The 24853-nt window shown below is 29.2% G+C and carries 24 protein-coding genes; 10 read left to right on the forward strand and 14 right to left on the reverse strand.

The genetic code is table 11. From position 1 onward, the window contains the following. Positions 1-33: 33 nt before the first annotated feature. The 7 genes from LXN10_RS09110 to argB all read right to left on the reverse strand — a co-directional run bounded on the left by LXN10_RS09110 (position 34) and on the right by argB (position 8099). Entirely contained in the window at positions 34-1227 is a 1194-nt protein-coding gene (locus LXN10_RS09110; protein ID WP_375722725.1) for a hypothetical protein, read from the reverse strand. Between the two features lie 9 nt (positions 1228-1236). Further along, the gene (locus LXN10_RS09115) at positions 1237-2574 is read right to left on the reverse strand and encodes a c-type cytochrome (protein WP_375722726.1); all 1338 of its coding nucleotides are present in this window, start codon (positions 2572-2574) and stop codon (positions 1237-1239) included. 159 nt (positions 2575-2733) lie between these two features. After that, a complete protein-coding gene (locus LXN10_RS09120) occupies positions 2734-3762 on the reverse strand; it encodes a c-type cytochrome (protein ID WP_375722727.1) in 1029 nt (342 codons plus the stop codon). Then, complete coding sequence (locus tag LXN10_RS09125) at positions 3759-5009, reverse strand: cytochrome b (protein ID WP_375722728.1); 1251 nt, start codon at positions 5007-5009, stop codon at positions 3759-3761. The genes LXN10_RS09120 and LXN10_RS09125 overlap by 4 nt, the downstream gene beginning before the upstream one ends. A 12-nt stretch (positions 5010-5021) precedes the next feature. Then, complete coding sequence (locus LXN10_RS09130; RefSeq protein ID WP_375722729.1) at positions 5022-5528, reverse strand: Rieske 2Fe-2S domain-containing protein; 507 nt, start codon at positions 5526-5528, stop codon at positions 5022-5024. Between the two features lie 178 nt (positions 5529-5706). Beyond that, positions 5707-7185: a threonine synthase gene (thrC, locus tag LXN10_RS09135; RefSeq protein ID WP_375722730.1), complete on the reverse strand. Its 1479-nt coding sequence runs from the start codon at positions 7183-7185 to the stop codon at positions 5707-5709. Positions 7186-7199: 14 nt separating this feature from the next. Then, positions 7200-8099 (reverse strand): acetylglutamate kinase, encoded by a 900-nt coding sequence (gene argB / locus LXN10_RS09140; RefSeq protein WP_375722731.1) that lies wholly within the window; start codon positions 8097-8099, stop codon positions 7200-7202. Positions 8100-8194: 95 nt separating this feature from the next. Between argB and LXN10_RS09145 the strand changes: the two genes are divergently transcribed. Continuing rightward, positions 8195-10930 (forward strand): RecB-like helicase, encoded by a 2736-nt coding sequence (locus tag LXN10_RS09145; protein WP_375722732.1) that lies wholly within the window; start codon positions 8195-8197, stop codon positions 10928-10930. Here the strand turns inward: LXN10_RS09145 and LXN10_RS09150 are convergent. From LXN10_RS09150 to LXN10_RS09170, 5 genes are all read right to left on the reverse strand, one after another. Further along, positions 10927-11487: a thiamine phosphate synthase gene (locus tag LXN10_RS09150; protein ID WP_375722733.1), complete on the reverse strand. Its 561-nt coding sequence runs from the start codon at positions 11485-11487 to the stop codon at positions 10927-10929. The genes LXN10_RS09145 and LXN10_RS09150 overlap by 4 nt on opposite strands. 110 nt (positions 11488-11597) lie before the next feature. Next, positions 11598-12284, reverse strand: coding sequence for a F0F1 ATP synthase subunit A (locus LXN10_RS09155; RefSeq protein WP_375722734.1), 687 nt, complete (start codon positions 12282-12284; stop codon positions 11598-11600). Between the two features lie 91 nt (positions 12285-12375). Further along, the gene (gene ilvA, locus LXN10_RS09160) at positions 12376-13581 is read right to left on the reverse strand and encodes a threonine ammonia-lyase (protein ID WP_375722735.1); all 1206 of its coding nucleotides are present in this window, start codon (positions 13579-13581) and stop codon (positions 12376-12378) included. Between the two features lie 102 nt (positions 13582-13683). Further along, on the reverse strand, positions 13684-15963 hold the full coding sequence (gene metE / locus LXN10_RS09165; protein ID WP_375722736.1) for a 5-methyltetrahydropteroyltriglutamate--homocysteine S-methyltransferase: 2280 nt from the start codon (positions 15961-15963) through the stop codon (positions 13684-13686). 41 nt (positions 15964-16004) lie between these two features. Next, on the reverse strand, positions 16005-16352 hold the full coding sequence (locus tag LXN10_RS09170) for a hypothetical protein (protein WP_375722737.1): 348 nt from the start codon (positions 16350-16352) through the stop codon (positions 16005-16007). Positions 16353-16477: 125 nt separating this feature from the next. Between LXN10_RS09170 and trmD the strand changes: the two genes are divergently transcribed. From trmD to mgtE, 9 genes are read left to right on the forward strand one after another with little or no spacing between them, the layout of a single operon-like run. Next, positions 16478-17167: a tRNA (guanosine(37)-N1)-methyltransferase TrmD gene (gene trmD, locus LXN10_RS09175; RefSeq protein ID WP_375722738.1), complete on the forward strand. Its 690-nt coding sequence runs from the start codon at positions 16478-16480 to the stop codon at positions 17165-17167. Between the two features lie 55 nt (positions 17168-17222). Continuing rightward, positions 17223-17579 carry a 50S ribosomal protein L19 gene (rplS, locus tag LXN10_RS09180; protein WP_375722739.1) on the forward strand — a complete coding sequence of 119 codons (357 nt, stop codon included), beginning with the start codon at positions 17223-17225 and terminating at the stop codon, positions 17577-17579. A 41-nt stretch (positions 17580-17620) separates the two neighbouring features. Next, positions 17621-18145: a nucleoside phosphorylase gene (locus LXN10_RS09185; RefSeq protein ID WP_375722740.1), complete on the forward strand. Its 525-nt coding sequence runs from the start codon at positions 17621-17623 to the stop codon at positions 18143-18145. Then, positions 18142-19383 carry an SPL family radical SAM protein gene (locus LXN10_RS09190; RefSeq protein WP_375722741.1) on the forward strand — a complete coding sequence of 414 codons (1242 nt, stop codon included), beginning with the start codon at positions 18142-18144 and terminating at the stop codon, positions 19381-19383. The genes LXN10_RS09185 and LXN10_RS09190 overlap by 4 nt, the downstream gene beginning before the upstream one ends. Further along, positions 19384-20142: a metal ABC transporter ATP-binding protein gene (locus tag LXN10_RS09195; protein WP_375722742.1), complete on the forward strand. Its 759-nt coding sequence runs from the start codon at positions 19384-19386 to the stop codon at positions 20140-20142. Next, complete coding sequence (locus LXN10_RS09200; RefSeq protein WP_375722743.1) at positions 20136-20945, forward strand: metal ABC transporter permease; 810 nt, start codon at positions 20136-20138, stop codon at positions 20943-20945. The genes LXN10_RS09195 and LXN10_RS09200 overlap by 7 nt, the downstream gene beginning before the upstream one ends. Beyond that, positions 20945-21553 (forward strand): DedA family protein, encoded by a 609-nt coding sequence (locus LXN10_RS09205; protein WP_375722744.1) that lies wholly within the window; start codon positions 20945-20947, stop codon positions 21551-21553. The genes LXN10_RS09200 and LXN10_RS09205 overlap by 1 nt, the downstream gene beginning before the upstream one ends. Further along, positions 21550-22185 carry an SDR family NAD(P)-dependent oxidoreductase gene (locus LXN10_RS09210; RefSeq protein ID WP_375722745.1) on the forward strand — a complete coding sequence of 212 codons (636 nt, stop codon included), beginning with the start codon at positions 21550-21552 and terminating at the stop codon, positions 22183-22185. The genes LXN10_RS09205 and LXN10_RS09210 overlap by 4 nt, the downstream gene beginning before the upstream one ends. Position 22186: 1 nt before the next feature. Beyond that, positions 22187-23560, forward strand: a complete 1374-nt coding sequence (gene mgtE, locus LXN10_RS09215) for a magnesium transporter (protein WP_375722746.1) — start codon at positions 22187-22189, stop codon at positions 23558-23560. On the opposite strand, the gene LXN10_RS09220 is transcribed toward mgtE, so the two are convergent. Together LXN10_RS09220 and LXN10_RS09225 are read right to left on the reverse strand one after the other, a co-directional pair. After that, positions 23561-24031 carry a threonine/serine exporter family protein gene (locus LXN10_RS09220; RefSeq protein ID WP_375722747.1) on the reverse strand — a complete coding sequence of 157 codons (471 nt, stop codon included), beginning with the start codon at positions 24029-24031 and terminating at the stop codon, positions 23561-23563. A gap of 1 nt (position 24032) precedes the next feature. Beyond that, positions 24033-24800 (reverse strand): threonine/serine ThrE exporter family protein, encoded by a 768-nt coding sequence (locus LXN10_RS09225; protein WP_375722748.1) that lies wholly within the window; start codon positions 24798-24800, stop codon positions 24033-24035. Positions 24801-24853: the final 53 nt, after the last annotated feature.

Here is a 24853-nt window from a genome sequence, read left to right on the forward strand (position 1 = left end):
AGAAAAACTCTTTAACTTTTTAGTTTTTAAATATTAGAGTATATTCATAAAGAGTATGGTCATACCCCAACCAAAATAAACAACCATCCATAAAACCATTATAGAAAGAGTATAATTACCTAATTTTGTAACAGCTTTGTCTTTTGTTCCATCAAAGATACCTTGAGTTTTACCAACTTTCCAAGCAAGTGTTAAAAGGTAAGCAACTCCAACTCCTCCTAAAACTAAGAAAGTAAGTAAGAACATTACAATTGTAGGAATCTCTAAATTCACAGGATATTCATAAATGCTATATCCTAGTTTTGCCATAATATCAAATCTAATAAGCTCTCTCATAGCTGAGATTAGTAAGGCAACAACAACTAATACGATAGTTGTAATATAACTATTACTATTTTTAATAATCATAAATAATAAAATAACAACACCTATTACAATAGCAATAGATAATGGATGGAATAAATATCCAACTTGTAACATCCAAGCTACAAATGCTAGTGCACTTATAATTAAACCTACTATTCCAAGTTTTGTTCCAAGGCTTGCTGTGTATTCCACAAATATTTTACTAAAGTCTTCTCTTGTACTTAAAAATCTACTATAGTTTTGTAAAAATAATCCAACAACTGGAATTGATAAACTTAACATAAAAATCAATCTTACTATGTCTACATTAAATGTCCAACCACTATTGTCAACTATTCCATTTGGTGCATACATATTCATCCAATCATTTGGCATAAGAGATGTTACTGCAAAGTTATGCATTAAAACTCCTGCAAATATCAAAATAAGAAATGAAATTATTCCTATTAGTTTACCACCACCATTAGTTTTTTTGTTAGCAAAAAAGTACCAATAATAAAGTATATAACCAAGAACTAAAGTATAAATAAATATAAATATCCACATTCCAGAAAGTGTATTTGTTACATACCAATTTGGATCATAAATAACTTGTGTAAATAGTAAAGGTGCAACCCCTAAAACAATAAGTATTGAAATACTTATTTTCCCTGTTTGAATTAAATGTGGTGTTAATATTTTCCAATTCGAGTCACTTTTTTGTTTAAAGGTTCCATATAATGATAGTCCCATTGAACCAAGTGCTAGAAAAACAAAAGCTGCATGTAATGCCCATGTTAAAACATAAAGTGCTTGAAATACTACAGGATAAAAAGGCACTCCTGCTGGATCTCTTAGAGCTAATAATACTGATGCGTCCATAATTCCTCCTTAATATTTCATTGATGCAAGATACTGGGCAATTGCATCAGTTTCGTTTTCTGGTAATTTTAATGTTGGCATGTATGGCATACCTCCTGCTCCTATTGCATATAAAATAGACTTGATTGCTTCTTTATCCATACCTGCGAGTCTATCTTTAAGTGGTCTATATTTACCAGTTTTTTCTAAAGAGTGACAATTAGAACATGCCATTCTTGCTAAAAGTTTTCCAGCCTCATGTTTATTTTCTTCTGTTATAACTTTTAAATTTTCTGGAATAAATGGATTTACTTGTAATAGTCCTTTTTGGGCTATGATAGGTAATTCACTTTTGATTCCTTTTCCCGGTACATCTCGACTAATAATCTGATTTGAATAAATATATTGACCAGCAACATAAGGTTTTCTCATTGATTCTCTTAGTTTTTCACCTGGCCAGATTCCTCCAATTAGAATTACAAAAATCATAATCCCAGCTAATGGTGTACTTATAAATTGAGGTTTTAAAATTGCAATTAAAAAATAAATTGAAAAAACAACTGTGAGAATAATTCTACTTTGAATAACGCTAGCTTTTGTAATATTAAATACAGCATGGGCATTATCAGGCAATGTTCCCATATACCACATAAAGAAGAATAAAACTAAAAATCCACCAAGCATACTTATATAACCCATCTTTCTAGTTAGTTCACGAGAGAGTTCAATATTTTCTTTTTTCATAGCACTTGAAATTACTAAACCAATTACACCTGAAAGCATAATCATAAATCCAAGTCTTAAAAACATATGGGGAAAGGTATTAGTTCCAAAGAATGCATCACTAGCACTTCCTGTTGTATAATAAGCTTGTGTTCCTGGCCACATCATAAAACTAATTATCCCAATAATTAATGCTAAAGTTCCAACTGAAGCCATTGCAAAAGAGAAAGTTAATTTTAAATGGGTTTTTTTATCAATCTTATCAATAAAGTAAACAAGAACAAAGACTCCAATTACTTCAAAGACAAAAAATACCCATTCAGTTGCCCAAACCCATACAAAGTTATGTATAAGTGCACTTATACCTCTGGGACTTGCAGCGGTTGCTGTATACCAAATACCTGGACCTGTAATTGAACCAATTACATATGAGAAAATCAACAAAAACATACCGTATTTTTTCATATACGGATATAAATCAGTTCTGTCTTCTTTATATGCTTTGTATGATAAATATGCAAATAGCATTGCTGCACCAACGGAAGTATGTGATGCTAAGATGTGTATAGTTCCTGTCATACCCATCATCCAAGCAGTTCCGTATTCTGGAAAATAAAACAACGGAAATTGTCCTATAATATCCATGTAGCCTCCTTATTTTAATTAGAGGTAATTTTACTCTTGATGTGTTAAGTTAATGTTAGTTTTTAAAAAGTTAGTAGTGTTTAATATTAAGAAAATTTTTATATAAAAAAAGGGGACTAATTAAATTAGTCCCCTTTGAAGTTAAATGAAAAGATATGCTTAGTGCATCTCTCTCCATTGTTTAGATTTCCATAACCAAGCGAAAATCGCGAAAATTACTAAGTAAATTAAAAACTTAGGTCCTAATTCTTCTCTTTGCGCTTTTTTAGAATCACCAACTTCTTCTAAATAACCAACAACTTGTTTTTCAGATTCTAGCGTTAAACCAACTCTTGGCATTGCTGTACCTTCTAAATGTTTTTGAGGGTCATTTACAAATTCGTGAATATATTTAGGTCCTCTTGATTTAATATATTGAGATAAATCAGGTGGTATTTTCCCCATATAAGCTTTTATGTTTTCACTAGGTGTATATGCTTGCATAGTTCCACCTTGCATATCTCCATATTTAATAGAGTGACATCTTTGACAAGCATTGTTAAATACTTCTTTATCTGTCATAGTTTTTGGTGCAATTGATTGTAAATATGCAACAATATCAGCTATTTCTTGTGGTTGCATCCAATCAAAACCTGGCATTGGATGTACTCTTCCATCAACAAATTTATGAGTAACTTTAGAAGCTCTTGCAGGATTCATAACAAAACCAGCAAGGTATTCTTTAGTATATAATTTTCCTGCAGTTCCTAAATCAGGTGGTACTACACCATAAGCAGCTGCTGAACTTGCGTTATCCATAACTTTTGGAAAACCTTTTGACTCAATAGAGTGACAAGCTGTACAGTTACTAGTAACTAATACTTCACCATTTGCAACATTACCTTTATCTGCAATTGCTTCTTTAGTTGTTGCCCAAAAAGCATTAGTATCTTTTTCAAAGTTTTCAGCATTTGTTAAATCAGTAGTTGCACTTTTAATTGCTTTTTTATCATCTGCTTTTTTTGCTTTTTCTAATTCTACTTTTGCTTTTTCTACATTTTCAGCAGATGTCATTTTATCAGCTTGTGCAAAATCATAATTTGGCACATCTACATGTGGGTGCATTTGAGAGTGAGCAAAAGGTTCAACTCCCCAGTAAGTTATTAGTGTTAAAACTACAACTACTGCTAATATTTTTAATTCTCTCATACATCACCCCTTTTCTTAGCATCTGATTTAGAAACAATTGGTAATACTAAGAATATTAAAATAAATGAAATTGCTGCTGCAAATCCAATATATGCATTAGTACCTGTTGGAGGTAATTTACCAAAAACAGTTAATACAATTAAATCAGCCATTAAAATCCAGAACCAAATAAAGAATTTAGGTCTTTTATGTGCTGGTAAGATTTTTGGATCTCTATCCAAAAATGGTAACAATAAGAAAATAACATTTGCAAATCCAAATGCCATTAATCCAATATCAAATGCTTTTAAAGGACCAACATCAAAGAAGAAACCTCTTAATACTTCATATGACCATAAGAAATACCACTCAGGATAAATGTGAGTTGGAGTAACCATATTATCAGCAGGATCAAAGTTAACTGGATCCATTGCAAAGTCATAATGGAAGAACACTAAGTAAAAGTAGAATATTAAGAAAATTCCCATAACTGCTAAATCTTTAGAGATAAATACAGGCCAGAAAGGAATTACTTTTGACTCTTTTTTATTTCCAGAAAGGTATTTTTCAGCTTCTGCATCAAAATCTAACTCTTCTGAATCTTGATTATTAACATGAGGAACTCTTAAAGTATAGAAGTGTAATGCAATTATTCCCATAATAACAACAGGTAATAAGAATACATGTAGCATAAAGAATCTAGTTAATGTAGCATCAGCAACATTAAAGTCACCTCTAATCCATACAACAAGGGCATCACCAATAAAAGGAATACCACCAAATAAGTTGGTAATAACCATTGCAGCCCAATAAGACATTTGTCCCCAAGGTAACATATATCCAGAGAACCCAGCAGCACTGAATGTCATAAATAATAACATACCAGAAATCCAAATCATTTCTCTTCCTTGTTTATAAGAACCATAATAAATTCCTGTAAACATATGAATATAAATAATTAAGAATACAACTGATGCAGCAACTGCATGCATATGTCTAAATAGCCAACCAAATTTAACTTCTTGCATAATTGTATAATTTACAGAATCAAAAGCTAAATGAATATCTGGTTTGTAGTACATCATCAAGAAAATTCCTGAGATAATTAAAATACCAAATGTTGTAGCTAAAAGAACACCCATAGCCCATAGAAAGTTTATATCTTTTGGAATCCAATATTCAGTCATCATAACTTTATTGAACGCTGTAAGATTTAATCTTTGATCTAACCACTCACCAACTGAGTTTGCTTTTTCAAATTTTGCCATTTTAGTTCCTTCCTACGCTTCTGTTGCTACAAAAGCAGCAATTTCTTTGTATTCAGGGCCAGATTCACCTAAAACAACTTTAGTACCTTTTAATTCAAATGGAGGTACATCAAGTGGTCTTGGTGGTGGTCCAAAAGTATTTTTAGCACTTGCATTGTACTCTCCACCGTGACAGGCACATTTCCAAGTATTTTTTTTCCACGCAGGAATACATCCTAAATGTGTACATAACCCAATAGCAATGATAAATCTATCACTTCCTACTATTAAATCTCTCTTAGATTGATCCATATCTGATGTTTTTTTAAGAACAAATATTGGTTTACCTCTCCATACGAAAGTTTCTGGTTCACCTGCTTTTATAGTAGATAAATCTACAGTTGTAAATCCACCAGCTAAAACACTAGGAAGTGGATCCCATGCTTGTTTCATCCCAACAAGCGAAGCAGCACCACCTACTGCAGCAACTGCAGCAAATGAATAACCAATAAAATCTCGTCTATTAGTTTCGTTAGACATAATTTGGTTTCCTTTTAAAATAAAATCTTCCCATTATATTTAAACATGTCTTAAATTTTTATGACTAAAGTCAAAACTAAGGTGTAAAATAGCAAATTGTCTCGTATCTACACAAAAATTGAGGTATATTGAGCTTCTAAGGTTAAAAATAACCTTAGAATTATAAGTTTAAGTTATATTATTTAGTGATAAATTCGATTATTCTTGATTCTATTTCTTCTTTTTCTACTACTTCATCATGTAGAATTTTTGAGTTAAATAGTTCTGAAATTGAATCAGGAATTTTAACTTTACAATTTTTAGAGATATTTTCTAAAGCAGTTTTATCATCATATTTTTCATTATTTTGTGAAATAGCATTTAGAACTGTTGGTGAGAACTTTGTCCATTCAGCAGTTGAATACATAACTGTTTTTAAATCTTTTTCTTTTAAAGTCTCATATGCTTTTAAACAAGTTGCAGTATGAGGATCCATAATATAATCTTTATCGATATATTTTTTTATAATTTTTATTCCATATTCATCATCAGAGTTTACAGCAGAAAAATATTTTTGAAGCTCTTTAGTCTCTTCTTTACTCATTTCAAAAAATAAATTTTCATTTAATGATTCCATTAATTCTTTTGTTCTTTTAGCTCCACAAAGACTGTAAATAACTCTTTCTATATTTGAAGATTTAAGTATATCCATTGCAGGAGACTTAGTAAGTTGTAACTCTTTTCCTCTAATATCATAAATTCCTGTATTAATCCATTGTGTTAAAATATTATTTTCATTTGATGCTACTAAAAGTTTTTCAATTGGCACACCCATATTAAGTGCATAAAATCCACCTAAAACATTTCCAAAATTTCCACTTGGAACTACTAAGTAAATTTTCTCTCCAAAAGTGATTTCATTTTGTTTTAATAGTTGAATATAAGACCAAAAGTGATAAATTATTTGAAATATGATTCTTCCAAAGTTTACTGAGTTTGCAGCACTTAATTTTATACCATCTTTTTCTAGTTCATCTTTAAATGTATTTGAGGCAAGAAGTCTTTTTAATGCTGTTTGTGCATCATCAAAATTTCCTTTTATTCCTATTACTTTTAGATTAGCTCCATTTTCTGTAACCATTTGAAGTCTTTGCACATCACTTGTACCTCCACTTGGATAAAGACAAGCCACTTGAATATTATCTTTATTTTTAAAAGTATTTAAAGCAGCTGGTCCTGTATCTCCAGAAGTTGCAGCTAGAATCAAATATTTTTCATCTTTGCTTTTTGCAATTGAACTTAAAATTGAACCAAAAGGTTGTAGTGCCATATCTTTAAAAGCTCTTGTTGGTCCATGGTATTGTTCATGTACAAATAAGTCATCTTCTATTTTAACTACAGGACAAGGATTTGAAGCATCATCAAAGTTATCATATAAATCTAAAGCTTTTTTTATTTCACTTTCATCTATATCAATACCAAAAGCTTTTAGTATGTCATATGCTAGTTCTTTATAGCTTGAGTTAATATGATTTTGTAAAAAGTCATCTTCAAGTTTTGGCAAACTTTTGGGTACATAAAGTCCTCCAAAAGAAGCACTTGGGCTTAAAATTGCTTCGCTAAAACTTACTTCTTTAGCTTTAACTCCATCATTTCCTCTAGTTTCTATAAAATTCATATTAGTCCTTACTTTTAGTCATTTAATAATTTTTCTAAATTTATTCCATTATTTGGATTATCTTTTCTTACAAATTGTGTACCAATTCCATCACTTGTAAATAGTTCAAGTATAATTGAGTGTTCAACTCTTCCATCTATTATGTGAGCTTTATTTACGCCATTATAAATAGCCTCTATACAAGAATCAACTTTTGGAATCATCCCACCAGCTATTGTTCCATCTTTTTTATAAGCTTCAACATCTGATTTATCTAGTGAGTTTAATAGATTTTTATCTTTATCCAATACTCCTACAATATCTGTTAAGAATAGAACTTTTTGTGCTCCAAGTGCAATAGCTATTTTGCTAGCTGCCACATCAGCATTGATATTAAACCCAGGATGTCCAGGCTCTTTTGCATCTGCAATTGGAGCGATAACTGGAACAAAACCTTCATTTATAAGATTTGTAATCATTTTTCCATTTATCTCAGTAATAACACCTGTATATCCAAACTTTCCACCATCTTTTGCTTGGGCTTTTATAATAGATGAATCTTTTCCAGAAATACCTATGGCTTTTGCACCATGGTGATTTAATAGTGAAGTTATGTTTTTATTAATCTCTCCACTTAAAACCATTTCCACAACTCTCATGCTATCAGCACAAGTAACCCTATGTCCATCAATAAATTCAGAATGAATCTCAAGTTTTTTCAGTAACTCAGAAATTCTAGCTCCTCCCCCATGTACGATTACTGGTTTGATTCCCACAAGAGAAAGTAGGGCTATATCTTGGGCAAATTTTTCTTGTAAAGCAGGAGAAGTTTGTGCACTTCCCCCATATTTGATAACAATTATTTTTCCATAAAACTTTTTGATATATGGTATGGCTTCGAGTAATGTTTCTACAGTTGTATTTTTTATTTGCATAATTTTAAAACCTTATTAAAAAGTGAGGCATTATACAACAAATTTTCTTTTTGTAATATAATGCAATATTTGGTAGATTTTTAGTATCATTTTTTATGAAAAATTATTTAGCATTAAAAGCTAGTGCAGGAAGTGGGAAAACTTTTGCATTAACTGTAAGATACATATCGTTGTTATTAAAAGGGGCTAGTCCTACAGAGATTTTAGCTTTAACTTTTACTAATAAAGCTGCAAAAGAGATGAGTGAAAGAATCTTTAAGACTTTAAAGAGTTTGGGCGAAGATAAGATTTACTTAGAACAAATATCAAGTGTATCAGAACTCTCAATTGAACAAATACTCAATAAAAAAGATTATCTAATAAATTTATATTTAAATTCCGAACTATCTATTTATACAATTGATAAGTTTGTAAATAAAATTTTAAGAGAGTTTAGTGGATATATTGGTGTTGATGATGATTTTTCAATTAAGCAAGATAATATAGAAAATCTTGAATATAAATTCTTACAATCATTAAATTTAGAAAATTTTGATAAATTGATTAACTTTTCATATTATGAAGCCAAAAAGTTTAACTCTATATTTGATATCTTTTTAAATCTAAATGAAAAAAATGAAGATTTTAAAATAGTTCCAATAGAAGAAAATCTAATAAACTTACAAAAAAACTTAGCTTTAGAAATTGCATTTAGATTAAAAAAACATATTCAAAATTGCCCAAGTGCTTCAAATGCAGCTTTAAAGTCTGTTGATTTTGATAACTTTGAAGAGTTATTACTTAAAGGAAAAACTTGGCTTACAAAAGATATATCTACGGATTCTAGGGATTTTAAAAAGTGTTCAAATGAAGAGTTTGAACAAAATTTCCAAGAATTAAAAATGCAAATAAGTAATTACTATAAATTAAGATCATCATATTCCCTTAGCTCTTTATATGAGTTATATAAGTTATTTAAGGATTTTAAAAAGGGTTATAACAAAAATAAAAACTACTTTACTTTTAATGATATCTCAAACTATGTATATGAACTGCTCTCAAGTAAAATTGATAAAGACTTTTTATACTTTAGGCTTGATAGTAAATACAATCACATATTAATAGATGAGTTTCAAGATACTTCACTTTTACAATATAAGATTTTAGAACCACTTATAGAAGAAGCACTTTCAGGTAATAGCGAAAAGTTCAAGACATTTTTTTATGTGGGTGATATCAAACAATCAATTTATAGATTTAGAGGTGGGAAGAGGGAGCTATTTGACTTTGTAAGTAAAAAACATAACCAAATAGAAACTGAGATTTTAAATACAAACTTTAGAAGTGCAAAAAATATAGTCGAGTTTGTAAATAGGGCATTTATAAACCTAAACAATTATGAATACTATGAGCAATTAAGCAATATAGAAAATGGTTATGTGGAAGTAATAAGTGATGAAAAACTAAAAGAAGATGAAAAGTATCAAACAATAGCAAGTACAATTGCTAAACTTATTAGAAAAAACATTGACCCAAACTCAATTGCTATTTTAACTTATACAAATGATGATGTTCTAGAACTATATTCATATTTAAGTAAGATGTTCCCCACACTTAAAATCTCTACAGAGATGACTTCAAAACTTATAAATCAAGAGAATGTAAAAGCTTGTATAAATGCTATAAAATATCTTTATTACAAAGAAAATATTTATAAAGAGAATTTAAATGCAATAATTGGAAATACCCCAAATACAAAACTAGATTTTGACTTTGATTTACAAGAGAATAGGGTGTTTGAACTTGTTTTAAAAATAGCAAAATATTTCAATATCTTAGATGATAATGTAATAAAATTTATAGAAGAGTCAAAAAACTTTACAGATATTGTTGATTTTGTTTATGAAGTTGATTTAATGGAAACTCCAATTGAAAATAAAGAGCAAATAGGTTTACAAATTTTGACAATCTTTAAATCAAAGGGATTAGAGTTTGATACAGTAATCTTACTTGATAGAATAAAAAATAAAAATGCTGATAGAAGTTCACTTTTGTTTGAGTATAGTGGAGTATATTTAGATAATGTTTATTATAAAATATCAAATCTAGAAAGCTTTGATGAGAATTATAAAAGAGCTTTAAATAAAGAAAAAGCTTTGCAAGCAGAAGATGAGATAAATATTTTATATGTAGCTCTTACACGAGCAAAAAGTAATTTGTTTATTTTCAAAAAAGAAGAAAAATCAGTTTTTGATTTAATTGGACTAGAGTCTTGCCAAATAGGTGAGTTAATTATAAATGAAGTTAAAAAAGACTTTAATCAAAAAATTGAAAAAGTAGAATATAAGCCACTTATTTTAGGAAGACAAAAAAATAAATCTGTAAAAGATTATGATGAAGATTTTGAATTAAAAGCTAGATATTTTGGAATAGCAACACACTATTGTTTAGAGATGATGAATGCTTTTACAATTAAGCAATTAGAGTACTCTTTAAATCTTACAAAAAGCAGATATTCTGTTTATTTGCAAGATAAAGAATTTGATGATATAAAACAAAGAATTCTTTTATTAATTCAAAATGAAGAGTTTAATTCCTTTTTAAAAAATGCAAATTTTTTAAGAGAACAATCTTTGATTTATAATGGAGAAATCAAAATAATAGATTTACTTATAGAAAAAGAAAATAAGTACTATATCTTTGATTATAAAACAACAGTTCAAGAAAATAAAGAACACGAAAAACAAATATCATTTTATAAAAAAGCAATCAAAGAGATAAGCAAGAGTGATGAGGTTTATGCTTATTTGGTATATTTAGGAAATGAAAAGGCTTATTTAAAAGCTATTTAAACAAAGTATCTAATTGAGGCGAAGCCATGAACTTGGCAATCTTGTATTTGTTTTATTTGTAAGTCATTAATAATACCACCCAGAGCTATTATTTTTATATTATATTTCTTTTGAATATTTTCTAAGACTTTTACTCCCTTTGGTTCACCTTTGTTTGGTGTAGGAAAAATAGGAGAGTAAGTTATTGCCTCTGCTTTTTCTTGTATGGCTTTTTTTATATCTTCTTCATTATGGCAAGAAATTATTGTGTATAAGTTTGCCTCTTTTGCAATTTTGATTTTATCAAACTGCTTTGAAGTTAGATGAATGCCACAGTTTAGTTTTATTGCTAAGTCTAAATTTTCATTTAAAATGATTTGTTTAATATTAAATCTTTTGCAAGTGTTTATGAATATATTTGCAAGCTCTTCATAATTTGATGATTCTTTATCTCTAAAACATGCCATATCAACTCTTTTATTAGTTAATATATCTTCTAGTTTTTCTTTAAATATATTTTTATCATTTGTATAATATTTTGGGTCAGTAATAAGATAATAGTTAAAAGTTTGATTCATCTTTAGCCTAGTTATTGGATATAAAAAAAGGGAAGACTTTTTGTCTTCCCTTTTTTAAAGAATTCATTTATTAATGATTCTCAGCCCATAATAAAACCGTTTAGGTTTTATTAGTGGTCTTCATGCTCCATCATGATAGAACCTGCGATATACACATAAGTTAAAATCATGAAAATAAACGCTTGTAAAAATGCAAACGCTGTTAATAGGAAAAATCCTGGAAGTGGTAATAACCAAGGTACTAACATTAAAAGTACCATAAGGAACATATCATCCCCTCTAATTGAACCAAAAAGTCTGAATGATAATGAAATAATTCTTGAAATATGAGAAATAATTTCAATTGGGAACATTAAAGGAGCTAGTATTGGCATAGGTCCCATAAAGTGTGCAAAGTAACCAATAAAACCATTTTTCTTAATACCTAAGTAGTTGTAATAAACAAATACTATTAATGCCAATGATAAAGTAAAGTTAATATTACTAGTAGTCGATTCAAACCCTGGAATTACACCCATTAAGTTTGCAACAACAACAACTAGACCTAATGAACCAATTAATGGTAAATATTTTCTAGCATTTTCTTCACCCATAGTGTCTGCACCCATAGATATAACACCACCAACATATGCTTCCATTACATTTTGTGCACCAGTTGGAACTAGTTGCATCTTTCTTGTTGCTGCTCTAGCAACTAAAAATATAATCGCGATTACTAAAACATAATGCGACAGGATAATCCATTCTTGACTATGACCACCGATAGCCCCTAAGAATGTAAATAATCTTCCTTCCATTTTCTTCCTTCTATGTGATTTCTTCTATTTAATTATGGTGCCTATTATATACTGAAATTTCTAAATATTTTATAAATAGTATAAAAAATAATCAGATTTGTTTAAATCTGTAACCATTTTGTTTCAAATTTTCTCGTATTACTTTTTGGTGTTCTTCACCTTTTGTCTCTAATGAAACAGTAAGATAAGCCTCACCAAACTCCAGTTTTATCGAGCTTCTATCATAATCTATTTGAACAATATTCGCATCACTTGATTGGAATATTGATGTCAAATGCATCAATGAACCTGGTTTATCAATAAGTGTTACCATAAGGTTCATTTTTCTATAAGATTTTACTAAACCTTTTTCAATAATCTGAGATAACATAGTTACATCAATATTACCACCACTAATAATTGCACAAACTTTTAAGTGTTCTACTTCTATTTTTTTATGCATAAGTGCAGCAACTGAAACAGCACCTGCTCCTTCAACTACAAGTTTATGTTTTTCTAATAAAAATAAAATTGCATTTGCTATTTCATGTTCTTCTACTTCTACAACTTCATCCACATATTCTAATGCATAGTCAAGTAGTTTTGGTGTTACAACTTTTACCGCAATTCCATCTGCTATAGTTTTAACAGATGTTGAGTCAATAGGTAATCTCGCTTCAAAAGAGTCTTTCATACCCCTAGCACCACTTGCAACTACTCCTACTATTTTAATATTTGGATTTATAGATTTTGCAGCAACAGCAGCTCCTGCGATTAACCCACCACCACCAATTGGGATTACTATAACATCTAAATCTTCTATTTGCTCAATAATTTCTAATCCAATAGTTCCTTGTCCAGCAATTACTTTATCATCAGCAAAAGCATGAATAAATGTTTTATTATTTTCTTCACAAAACTTAATGGCAGCAGCATATGCTTCATCATAGTTTTGTCCAGTTAAAACAACATTTGCTCCATATTGTCTAACACCACTTACTTTTGTAAGTGGTGTAGCTTCTGGCATAAATATAGTTGCATCACATCCAAAATAGTTTCCAGCATAAGCAATACCTTGGGCATGGTTTCCAGCACTTGCTGCTACTATTCCTATATTTCTAGTTTCTTCATCTAGAGAGGCAACTTTATTAAAAGCACCCCTTATTTTGAAACTTCCTGTTAATTGTAGATTCTCTTTTTTTAGAAATACATTACTATCAAATTCTTCACTTAAAAATGGGGCATAAGTAAGGGGCGTTTTTAATATGATTCCTTCTAGTTTTGTTTTTGCGTCTTTTATATCTTTTAATGTAATCATTTTATATCTTTTCATATTTTTTGTTTGAAATGTTATCTAAAAATAGTTTTTACTATTATTATTTGAGTAAAAACTATTTTTAAATAAGGGGTAATTTACCCCTTATTCATTCTCCTTATTTATAATTTCTACTGCTTTTACCATATTTTTCAGACTTGGAATTACTTCTTCCCATTTTCTAGTTTTTAAACCACAATCTGGATTAATCCAAAGTTGCTCTTTTGGTAAAACTTCTAAAAGAGCTTTGATTTGTTTTACAATCTCTTCAACACTTGGAACTCTTGGTGAGTGAATATCATAAACTCCAGGTCCGACTTCTTGTTTATAACCATGTTTTTTAAATATTTTTAAAAGTTCATTTCCACTTCTAGCTGTCTCTATTGAAATAACATCTGCATCCATGTTTTCTATTGTTTCAATAATATCATTGAACTCACTATAACACATGTGAGTATGAATTTGAGTCTCTTTTCTTGCACTACTTACACAAATCTTGAAATCTCTAACTGACCAATCTTCATAGATTTTGATTTTCTCTTTTCTTAAAGGATATCCTTCTTTAAAAGCAGCTTCATCTACTTGAATTATTTTAATACCTGCATTTTGTAAATCATTTACTTCATCACTAAGGGCAACTGCTATTTGTTTTGATACTTCATCTCTTGGTTTATCATCTCTTACAAATGACCAGTTAAGAATTGTAACAGGACCTGTTAACATTCCTTTCATGATTTTTTTAGTTTTACTTTGAGCATAAGTAATCCAATCAACTGTCATAGCTTTTGGTCTTGATATATCTCCAAATATAAAAGGAGGTTTGACGCATCTGCTTCCATAACTTTGTACCCAACCATTTAAAGTAAAACCATAACCTTTTAACTGCTCACCAAAATATTCAACCATGTCATTTCGCTCAGGTTCTCCATGTACTAAAACATCCAAGTTACACTCTTCTTGAAAAGATATGCACTCATCAATATAATCTTTCATAGATTTTGTGTACTCTTCTTTTGAGATAGCCTTAGCTTTGAAATCTCTTCTTGATTTTCTTATTTCATTTGTTTGAGGAAAGGAACCAATAGTTGTAGTAGCTAAGCAGCCATAATTTAATAACTCTTTTTGGATTTTGATTCTATCTTCGTATTTTCCTTCTCTATTAAATGTTTTAAAGTTTTCAACTCTAGTTTGAACTTCTTTATCATGTATTAAAGGTGAAGATTCTCTGCTTTTGTTTGCATCTTTATTTTTATTTAATGCTTCAAGTTCTTTATCATCTAAATTCTCAATTCCTTTATAAAAAACTTTTGCAAGAAGTACTACTTCATCAAGTTTTTCGCAAGCAAAACTCAACCAGTTTTTAATTTCTTCATCAAGTTTATCTTCATATTTTAGTGTAAAGGGAGTATGTAATAGTGAACAAGAAGATGAGATAATGATTTTATCTTTTTCAAGTACTTTTGAAATTTCAGTTAATAAATCAAAAGATTTTTTAATATCATTTTTCCAAATATTTCTTCCATCAACTACTCCTGCAATTAAGTTTTTACCACTATTTGCGATAATTTCTAAAGAGTCTAAATTTTCACTTCCATATAAAAAATCAAGTCCTAATCCCCAAATTGGAGTATTAACTAATATTTTTGTTGCTTCATTTGAGTGTTCAAAATATGTAGTTACTATTAGTTTTATATTATTTGTAGTTAAAGACAACTCATCATATGTTGGTTTTATTAGACTTAAAATCTTTGCTTCATTATCTTTTACAAAAATTGGTTCATCTATTTGAATAGTTACCACTTCATCAAGCTTTGATAACTCATAAAATAGTTCAACATAAATTGGTAAAATTTTATGTAATAAGGCAAAAGTATCACCTCTATCCACTCTTTTTGACAAAGCCAAAAATGTAATTGGACCAATAAGATTTATTTTTGTTTTTATTCCCAGTTTTTTTGCTTCATTGTATTCATTGATTATCTTTGAAGCATTAAGTTTATACTCATCTTCTAAACTAAGTTCAGGAACTATATAGTGGTAGTTTGTATTAAACCACTTTGTCATCTCCATGGCAACTGAAGATTTATTTCCCCTCGCCATTGCAAAATATAACTCTTCACCTTTTAGGTCTTTAAATCTTTTTGGAATAGCATTTAACATAATTGCAGTATCCAAAACATTATCATAAAGACTAAAGTCATTTGAACTTATATATGAAATACCAGCTTCTTTTTGATAGTTCCAATGTCTTTTTTTCAATTCACTTGCGACTTTTTGCACTTCATCAAATGAGCAATTTTTTGCCCAATAACTTTCTAATACTTTTTTTAACTCTCTTTGTTCTCCAATTCGGGGGAAACCTACTACATATGTGCTTTCTAACATTTTATTATCCTTAATATTTTTTATGTTTGTAATTTTGTTGATTAATGAATAATAAGTGGAGGATGAACACCAGTACGCCTAAAGGCAAAGTGTGTTGAATAGTATGGACATCTTGGAATAAATTTAAAATTTGAGATTGCTAGTTTTGTTTTTAATCTAAAGACACAATCACAATAACAAGGTTTTGAATGTGCAGCAAAAGTTGCAGCATTTAAAATGAGTTTTTCTAAAGGAGGGGATTCTTCTTCATCTTCATCACAAAGACTTGAGTATATAAAAGCAGTTTTTTTAGACCGTACTTCATTATCATTAAGTTTTTTTGCAGTCGAATAGGCAGTGATTGCTGATAATGAAAAGTAGTTTTTTCTAAAACCTTTTAAATGTCTCAATTGTTTTTTCCTTTTAAAAAATAGAATATATGTTATTAAAGCTTAATTACAAATAAAAATTATTATGCTAGACTTTCAAAAAAGAAAAGGGGTAACATACTTTTTTAAAGTATGAAGATAATAATTTGAAATTTACATTTGTAACACTGTTTCCAAATCTTATTGAGCCTTATTTTTATGACTCAATATTAAAAAGAGCAGTAGATGATAACTTTATATCATATGAATTTTATAATCCAAGAAATTATACAGAAAATAAACATAATAAAGTTGATAAGCAAATGGTAGGTGGAGGAGCAGGAATGTTAATGACTCCTCAACCACTTTTTGATTGTTTGGATGATATAAAAATCAAAAATCCTGATGCATATATTATTTTTCCATTAGCTGCTGCAAAACAATTTAATCAAAAAGATGCAAAAAGATTAGCAAAGAAAAAAAACATAGTTATTGTAAGTGGAAGATATGAAGGAATTGATGAAAGAGTTATAGAAAAGTATGCAAATGAGGTGTTTAGTATAGGAGAATATATACTAACGGGTGGAGAATTACCTTCATTAGTCATGGCAGATGCAATTTCTAGAAATGTTGAAGGTGTACTTGGAAATGCTGACTCTTTAGTGATGGAAAGTTATGAAAATAATCTTTTAGAAGCTCCATCTTTTACAAAACCTGAAATTTTTCAGAAATTAAGTGTAGTTAAAGAATTTTTAAAGGGAAATCATAGTAAAATTGCCGACTTGAAAAATAATCTGGCTATTTGCAAAACAAAATATTATAGACCAGGTTTAATCACGAACAAAAAAACAAAATAGAAGTGTGATATCCCGCAACTTGCAAATGCGGGCACTTTCACCAAAGGGAAATACAATGAAAAATAGATACATTGCGAGCTTTGAAGCAGCGCAAATTGCAGAAAAAGAGATTCCTCAATTTAGAGCGGGTGATACTGTTAGACTTGGTATTGAAATTAAAGAGGGTGAGAAAAAAAGAGTTCAAACTTTTGAAGGTGTTGTTATTGCAAGAAGTGCTGAAGGTGTTAGTGCTACTTTAACAGTAAGAAAAATCGGAGCTAACTCAGTTGGTGTTGAAAGAATTTTCCCATTATATTCAGAGTCAATTAAAACTTTTGAAGTATTAAGAAGAGGTAGAGTAAGAAGAGCTAAACTTCACTACTTAAGAGGATTAACTGGTAAAAAAGCTAGAATTAAAGAGCTTAAAAAGTAATCTTTTAGAGTCGAAGTTTTTACTTCGACTTTTTTATTCTTATGATTACTTCAAAAGTCTTAATCCATACAGCCCTTCAACCAGAAGCACAATATTTAATCAACTACTATAAACTTAAACAAGACATTTCTGTTCAAAATTCAAAACTATTTTTTAATGATAATATTATTTTAATAGTATCAGGTATGGGTAAAACTAATACTATAGATTCTTTAGAGTATGTATTTGAAAACTATAATATTAAAAAAGCTATAAATATTGGAATCGTAGGATGTTGTGATGAAAGTATAAAAATAGGAACACTGTTTTGTACAAATAGATTATTGCCAAATATTAATTTTGCATCAATTACTACAGTTGATGAGCCTCTTGATAGTGATGAAAACTTAGAAACACTCTTAGTAGATATGGAGAGTTTATATTTTAAAGAAACTTGTTTAAAGTATATAAAAGATGTATATGTTTTTAAAGTGGTTTCTGATTATTTAGATGTAACAATTCCAAAAAAATCATTTGTTATTGAGCTTATACAAAATAGTTTTAAATCTTGGGGAAAATATATATGAGTATAGAAAAATTCAATGAGCATATTTTAAGAACAAATTATGAAAATTTAAAAGAAAAAAATAAAGAGTTTATAAAAGAGATATATCTAAAATATCTTTTTTCCTATCAAGAGTTAAAACAACTAATTGATTTTGCGATTGATTTTAATATGTGGAATGAAAAAGAGCTTTATGAAGTTTTTGAAGAGAAATATGCTTCAAGAAAAAATGCCTTTAATCACATAAGAAAGATTTGGGATGATTTAAAGAGTTCTTCAAATTCATACAAAACCTTTGATGAAAAAGCATATGAAAAACCAAGACGATTCTCTTTTAATGAAATAAAAAAAGAAAGTGTTGGACTTGGTTCTTGTCCTGTTGCTAGTGAAAGTACAAGATGTTGTAATTTGCTAACTCTTGATGCAGTTCAGTCTTGTGGTTTTGATTGTTCTTATTGTTCTATTCAATCTTTTTACAATCAAGATAAAATAGGTTTTGATGTAAATTTTAAAGATAATTTAAAAAAATTAAAACTAGACCCAAATTATACTTATCATATAGGAACAGGGCAAAGTTCTGATTCACTTATGTGGGGAAACAAAGATGGTCTTTTAGATGCATTATTTGATTTTGCTAGAGAAAATCAAAATGTAATTTTAGAGTTTAAAACAAAATCAAACAACATAAAATATTTTTTAGAAAATGAAGTACCAGCAAATATAATTTGTACTTGGTCGTTAAATACTCCAACAATCATTAAAAATGAAGAACACTTAACTGCAACATTAGACCAAAGAATTAATGCTGCTAAGGCATTATCAAAAAAAGGTGTTGTAGTAGGTTTTCACTTTCATCCAATCGTTCATTATGAAAACTATTTAGATGAGTATAAAGAGGTTTTTGATAAATTAATAACTGAATTTAATCCAGATGATGTAGCTTTAGTATCCTTTGGAACACTCACTTTCATAAAACCAGTTATAAATAAAATAAAAAGTAGAGATTTTAAATCAAAAATCTTACAAATGCCTTTTGAAGAGATAAATAAAAAACAATCATACCCTTATGAGATAAAACAAGAGATGTTTAAATTTGCCTATGACTCTTTTAAAGCTTGGCACAATAAGGTATACTTCTATTTATGCATGGAAGACCACAAACTTTGGAAAGATTGTTTTGGTTATGAATACTTTTCTAACAATCAAATGGAAGATATGATGAAGATGTCATACTTAAGCAAAATAAATAAAAGAAGATAAATGAATATACTTGAAATAGATAAATTAAGCTTTTCATATGATAAACAAGTTATTCTTGAAGATATAAGTTTAACAATAAAAGAGAATGATTTTTTAGCAATAATTGGACCTAATGGTGGGGGAAAATCCACTTTGTTAAAAGCAATTTTGGGAATAAACAAAGTTAAAAAAGGGAAAATAAGATTTTTAGGTTCTAAGGTTGAAAAAAATATTTCAACAATAGGTTATGTTCCTCAAAATACAAATGTAAATGTAAACTTTCCAATTAAAGTAATAGAAGTAGTTATGATGGGACATGTTGGACATAAGCGACCATTACTTGGGTATAAAAAAGAAGAAATAGCTTGTGCTATGGGTGCTTTGGAACAAGTTAGTATGCAAGATTTTGCCAATGTAAAAATAGGAACTCTTTCAGGTGGGCAAAGACAAAGGGTAATGATAGCGCGTGCCCTTTGTGCTCATCCTAAAATTTTACTTTTAGATGAACCAACAGCTAGTATTGATGTTGATGGACAAAAACAAATTTATGATTTATTGAAACTTTTAAATAAATCAATTACAATTGTTGTAGTTAGCCATGATATTTCGGTTATTTTGGGGTATGCTTCAAAAGTAGCCCATATAAATAAAAAATTGACTTTTCATGATATCTCAAATAGAAAAAGTGATATTCCAAATGCTGATAATCATTTTTGTGAAGTTGAAATGCTTCAATTACTTGGAACTAATGTTGGTACTAAAAAGAGTTGTGGATGTTAGAAGCATTAAATTATTCATTTATTCAAAATGCAATTATTGCAGGATTGTTAGTTAGTATTGCTGCTGGAATTATTGGCTCATTGATTGTTGTAAATAGAATGGTATTTTTAGCAGGTGGGATGGCACACACTTCTTATGGTGGAATTGGTATTGCTATTTATTTTGGACTTCCTATTTTTTTAGGAGCTACTGTATTTTCAATTGGGGCTGCACTTTTAATGTCATATTTGACCCTTTATCAAAGGGAAAGAATAGATACTTTTATTGGTCTTATTTGGGCTTGTGGTATGGCTATTGGAATTATTTTAGTTGATTTAACACCTGGTTATAATGTGGATTTGATGAGTTATTTATTTGGATCAATCTTAGCCGTTGGAAGTGATGATTTAGTTTTTATGTCAATATTAGTGGCTTTCATAATTGCAATAGTGAGTTTCTTTTATAGGGATATTTTGGCTGTGTCATATGACAGTGAATATGCCTCATTAAGAGGAATAAATGTAAAAGTATTTTATACCTTGATTTTAGTTTTATCAGCACTAACAGTTGTAATTGCTATAAAAGTTGTGGGATTGATTTTGGTAATTGCTCTTTTGACGATTCCAATATATATTGCTGAAAAACTATCGAATTCATTATATGGTATGATGGCAATATCAGCTCTTTTATCTTCACTTTTTACGCTAGTTGGACTCTATTTATCTTATACATATAATTTAACTTCAGGGGCAACTATAATAATTGTAAGCGCAATGTCACTATTTATGTTTATAATATATAAAAAAATTAGAGTTGGTGCTTAATGTTACATGAAATAGTTGACTTCATAGTTCAAACAGTTGGAAGTTTAGGTTATATAGGAATATTTATAATGATGTTCCTAGAAAGCTCTTTTTTCCCTTTTCCTAGCGAAGTAGTTATGGTACCCGCTGGTTATTTAGCCTTTAAAGGCGAGATGAGTATGAGTATTGCAATTATTTGTGGAGTATTGGGAAGTTTATCTGGAGCTTTGTTTAACTATTATTTAGCTGTAAGATTTGGAAGAAAGTTTTTAATTAAATATGGAAAGTATTTTTTCATAAATGAAGAGACTATAAACAAAATGGAAAAGTTTTTTAAAGATCATGGGCATATTTCAACTTTTTCAGGGAGATTGATTCCAGCTGTTAGACAATATATCTCGTTTCCAGCAGGTTTAGCGAAAATGAATATCTTTTTATTTTCCTTATATACTAGCTTAGGAGCTGCTGTTTGGGTTATAATCTTGGTTTTAGTTGGGTACTTTATAGGAGATAATCAACTTTTAATCAAAGAATATTTAAGATATATTGTTATTGCTCTTTTAATAATTCTAAGCATAGTTGCATATTTATATTATAAAAATTATAAAAGAAAAAATGTAAGCTTATGAAAGTAATAGTTACAGGATACAGTTCAGGAATTGGAAAAGCGATTTCTGATATTTTAAGTAGTAACGGTTTTGAAGTAATAAAATTATATAGTAGGTTAAATGATTTTGATTCTTTAGAAAAAGAGATAAAATCTTTACTTAAAGAAAACGATATCAATATTTTGGTAAATTGTGCAGGTATTGGTATTTTTAAACCTCATGAAGAGATATCATTAGCTAAAATAAAAGAGTTGATTGATGTTAATTTAACAGCACCAATTATTTTATCAAATTTACTCCTTAGAAGTTTGAAAAAAACAAAGGGGCATATTATAAATATAGCTTCAATAGAAGCTACAAGACATTCCAAGTTTTCAGCACTTTATACTGCAACAAAATCAGGACTTAGAGATTTTGGTTTAGCACTATTTGAAGAGCTTAGGCGAAGTGATGTAAAAGTTACAACAATAAATCCAGACCTTACAAAAACAAATTTTTTCGATGATTTTAATTTTGAACCAGGAGATAGTAAGAATTCATATCTAATAGCAGACGATATTGCAAAAAGTGTATTAGAAATCATAAATTATAATGGTGTTATTACTGATATAACAATTAGGCCTCAAAAACTAGAGATAAAAAAGAAGATTTAATATGAATGATAAAAACATAGAACAGCTTGATCAATTAGTTGAAATACTTAATAGTGAAATATTAGAGTTTAAAACAGATAATAACAATAGCGTTCACCCTTATGATATCTCTGAACAACTTTTAAAACTTAGAGATATTGATGAAGATGAATACTCTAAAATGCTTAAAAGAATTCCAAGTGCTCTTCTTGCAGAAGTTTTATCTGAGATGCCAGATATTGTTCAAGAAGAGATTAGTGATCATATCAGTACTAAAAAAATTGTTGCAATTACATCGAGTATGGATACCGATGATGCAGCTGACTTTATTCAAAATATTTCAGAAGATAATGAAGAGTTGGCCCAAGAGATTTTGGAAAGCTTTGATGATGAAGATAAAGAGTTACTTGAGCAACTTATCGCATATAGTGATGATGAAGCCGGTGCTTATATGCAAACAGAGCTTTTTTCTGCAAAAATCGATGAAAAAATCGGTGATGCAATAAAAAGATTAAAAGAGTTAAAAGAAATTGGAGAAGTTGATAATATTTGGCACTGTCATGTTACAGATAAAAGAGGAGTTTATTTAGGAAGTGTTGGACTTGAAGAGCTTATTATTTTTGAACATGATATGAAATTTTCAGATGTTCCAAGTGAAAAATTAAGAAATTATAATGTATCCCATAAAGCTGACTTAAAAGAAGTGGTAGATATGGTTACAAACTATAACTTATCTAGTTTACCTGTTGTTGATAATAGAAATAGATTAATAGGTAGAATTACTTCTGATGATGTATATGACATCATCCAAGATAGTGCAACTGAGCAAATCTATAACATGGCAGGGGTTAATGATGAAGCAGAGCAAGAAGAAAGCATGTATCAAATTGGTAAGAGTAGAGCGATTTGGTTAGGTGTAAACTTGCTTACTGCAATCGCCGCTTCTATTGTAATTGGTATGTTTGATGCAACTATTCAATCTCTTGTAGCCTTAGCTGTACTTATGCCAATAGTAGCTTCTATGGGTGGAAATGCAGGAACACAAACCCTAACCGTAACAGTAAGACAGATGGCTTTAGGTGATATTGAAAATGAAGATGCAAAAAAAACTATAATCAAAGAAGTAATAATATCTTTGGTAAATGGTTTTCTTTTTGCCGCAGTCATAGGTGTAATAGCATACTTATGGTTTAAATTACCCTTATTAGGACTTGTTATTGCAATGTCTATGGTTATTAATTTGATTAGTGCAGGGTTCTTTGGTGCAGTTATACCATTGACTTTGCAAAAACTAAAAATTGACCCAGCAATTGGAAGTACAGTATTACTTACAACTGTTACTGATGTTGTTGGGTTTTTTAGTTTCTTAGGACTTGCAACTTTAATACTTTTATAATTAGATTATTGGTCTTTTGTACCTCATAAAATACAGTGATGGGAGTGCAAGACCAAAACTAATTGCTCCAATAATAGAGACTGATTTTAATCCATTGTCAATAAAAATAGCAATTAATTCCATACTTACTCCATGGGAATTCATGTCAACTAAACTTATCATTGCTGTAAAAGCATAAGTTCCTGGAATCATAGGGATAATCGAAGCAACAGTATAAATAGGTCTTGGAACTAAGTTCTTTTTAGACCAATATAGTGCAATAATTCCAATAATAACAGAAGCTAAAAATGTTGATAATTCTATTGTCAAATGTAAAGTCATAAAAAATTCTCTACAAGTATAAACAATAGCTCCACCCATGGCACAATATTTTAGTGCTGATTTTGGTACATTAAAAAGCATAGCAAATCCAACAGCTGGAATAGCTGCAAAAATAGCATGTAAAAATAGATTTTGTAAAATTAAAAGCATCTTACCATCCCTTTATATTAAAAACTGACATGGCAATAATTATTCCAATAGAAGTTGCAAGTGTCAAAAGTGAAGCCTGCATCCAACGCCCCCAAGCCATTGATAAATACCCTTTAGTTGCATCAAGCATTGAGTTTATAAAAGGAAACCCGGGAACTAAAAGTAAAACAGAAGCTGATAAAACAATATTTGAAGTGGAACTAATATTAAAAAATGAAGCCAAGTGTGCAATTGCTGTTGCAAAAAAAGCTGTAATTCCAAAAGTTAAAATTAGTACAAATTTCTTTTTTGCTAATTCTTGTCTTATTATCATTGCTATTGAAGCTGCAAAAAAAGTTACAAAAAAACCATTAAAATCTATACCTCTTAAATATCCAAAAGAGGCACAAGACAGTCCTACCATAAAGACTACAAGCCATCTGTTATAATAATTTGGTTCAATATTTTTTAAAGTGGTAGTTATATAATCAGCGGTCAAATTATTATTTTTTTCAGCATCAATTGTCATTTTTTGCACATCATATACAATTGACATATTTATAGGTTTGTGATGTGAACGCCTTGTCGTAGTTACTGATTGAGAGTCTTTTAAAGTAGTTAATACAATGGCAGAAGGTATCAAAGATATCTCTACAGAATCAACACCTAAAGCACGACCAAGTCTTTGAGCTGTTTGTTCTATTAGAATACTTTCAGCTCCAAATTCTAACATTAATACAGCTGATTTTATAACAGCTCTTGTAATTTTTGTTTGTTCTTCATAATTCATTAGTTTTTTCCATAAAAGTATTTTATCACTTTTATTAAAAAACTAATGAATAT

The organism is Arcobacter iocasae, from assembly GCF_042214795.1.
GTDB classification, from domain to species: Bacteria; Campylobacterota; Campylobacteria; order Campylobacterales; family Arcobacteraceae; genus Arcobacter; species Arcobacter iocasae.

What these genes read in the sequence shown, in the direction of transcription:
- LXN10_RS09150 (WP_375722733.1), bottom strand. Translation starts at nt 11,487, where the DNA reads ATGAATCAAACTTTTAACTATTATCTTATTACTGACCCAAAATATTAT.
- LXN10_RS09120 (WP_375722727.1), bottom strand. Translation starts at nt 3,762, where the DNA reads ATGAGAGAATTAAAAATATTAGCAGTAGTTGTAGTTTTAACACTAATA.
- thrC (WP_375722730.1), bottom strand. Translation starts at nt 7,185, where the DNA reads ATGAATTTTATAGAAACTAGAGGAAATGATGGAGTTAAAGCTAAAGAA.
- LXN10_RS09190 (WP_375722741.1), top strand. Translation starts at nt 18,142, where the DNA reads ATGAGTATAGAAAAATTCAATGAGCATATTTTAAGAACAAATTATGAA.
- LXN10_RS09155 (WP_375722734.1), bottom strand. Translation starts at nt 12,284, where the DNA reads ATGGAAGGAAGATTATTTACATTCTTAGGGGCTATCGGTGGTCATAGT.
- LXN10_RS09110 (WP_375722725.1), bottom strand. Translation starts at nt 1,227, where the DNA reads ATGGACGCATCAGTATTATTAGCTCTAAGAGATCCAGCAGGAGTGCCT.
- LXN10_RS09205 (WP_375722744.1), top strand. Translation starts at nt 20,945, where the DNA reads ATGTTACATGAAATAGTTGACTTCATAGTTCAAACAGTTGGAAGTTTA.
- LXN10_RS09145 (WP_375722732.1), top strand. Translation starts at nt 8,195, where the DNA reads ATGAAAAATTATTTAGCATTAAAAGCTAGTGCAGGAAGTGGGAAAACT.
- rplS (WP_375722739.1), top strand. Translation starts at nt 17,223, where the DNA reads ATGAAAAATAGATACATTGCGAGCTTTGAAGCAGCGCAAATTGCAGAA.
- LXN10_RS09225 (WP_375722748.1), bottom strand. Translation starts at nt 24,800, where the DNA reads ATGAATTATGAAGAACAAACAAAAATTACAAGAGCTGTTATAAAATCA.
- LXN10_RS09125 (WP_375722728.1), bottom strand. Translation starts at nt 5,009, where the DNA reads ATGGCAAAATTTGAAAAAGCAAACTCAGTTGGTGAGTGGTTAGATCAA.
- LXN10_RS09185 (WP_375722740.1), top strand. Translation starts at nt 17,621, where the DNA reads ATGATTACTTCAAAAGTCTTAATCCATACAGCCCTTCAACCAGAAGCA.
- LXN10_RS09210 (WP_375722745.1), top strand. Translation starts at nt 21,550, where the DNA reads ATGAAAGTAATAGTTACAGGATACAGTTCAGGAATTGGAAAAGCGATT.
- mgtE (WP_375722746.1), top strand. Translation starts at nt 22,187, where the DNA reads ATGAATGATAAAAACATAGAACAGCTTGATCAATTAGTTGAAATACTT.
- LXN10_RS09220 (WP_375722747.1), bottom strand. Translation starts at nt 24,031, where the DNA reads ATGCTTTTAATTTTACAAAATCTATTTTTACATGCTATTTTTGCAGCT.
- LXN10_RS09115 (WP_375722726.1), bottom strand. Translation starts at nt 2,574, where the DNA reads ATGGATATTATAGGACAATTTCCGTTGTTTTATTTTCCAGAATACGGA.
- metE (WP_375722736.1), bottom strand. Translation starts at nt 15,963, where the DNA reads ATGTTAGAAAGCACATATGTAGTAGGTTTCCCCCGAATTGGAGAACAA.
- argB (WP_375722731.1), bottom strand. Translation starts at nt 8,099, where the DNA reads ATGCAAATAAAAAATACAACTGTAGAAACATTACTCGAAGCCATACCA.
- LXN10_RS09130 (WP_375722729.1), bottom strand. Translation starts at nt 5,528, where the DNA reads ATGTCTAACGAAACTAATAGACGAGATTTTATTGGTTATTCATTTGCT.
- ilvA (WP_375722735.1), bottom strand. Translation starts at nt 13,581, where the DNA reads ATGATTACATTAAAAGATATAAAAGACGCAAAAACAAAACTAGAAGGA.
- LXN10_RS09200 (WP_375722743.1), top strand. Translation starts at nt 20,136, where the DNA reads ATGTTAGAAGCATTAAATTATTCATTTATTCAAAATGCAATTATTGCA.
- LXN10_RS09195 (WP_375722742.1), top strand. Translation starts at nt 19,384, where the DNA reads ATGAATATACTTGAAATAGATAAATTAAGCTTTTCATATGATAAACAA.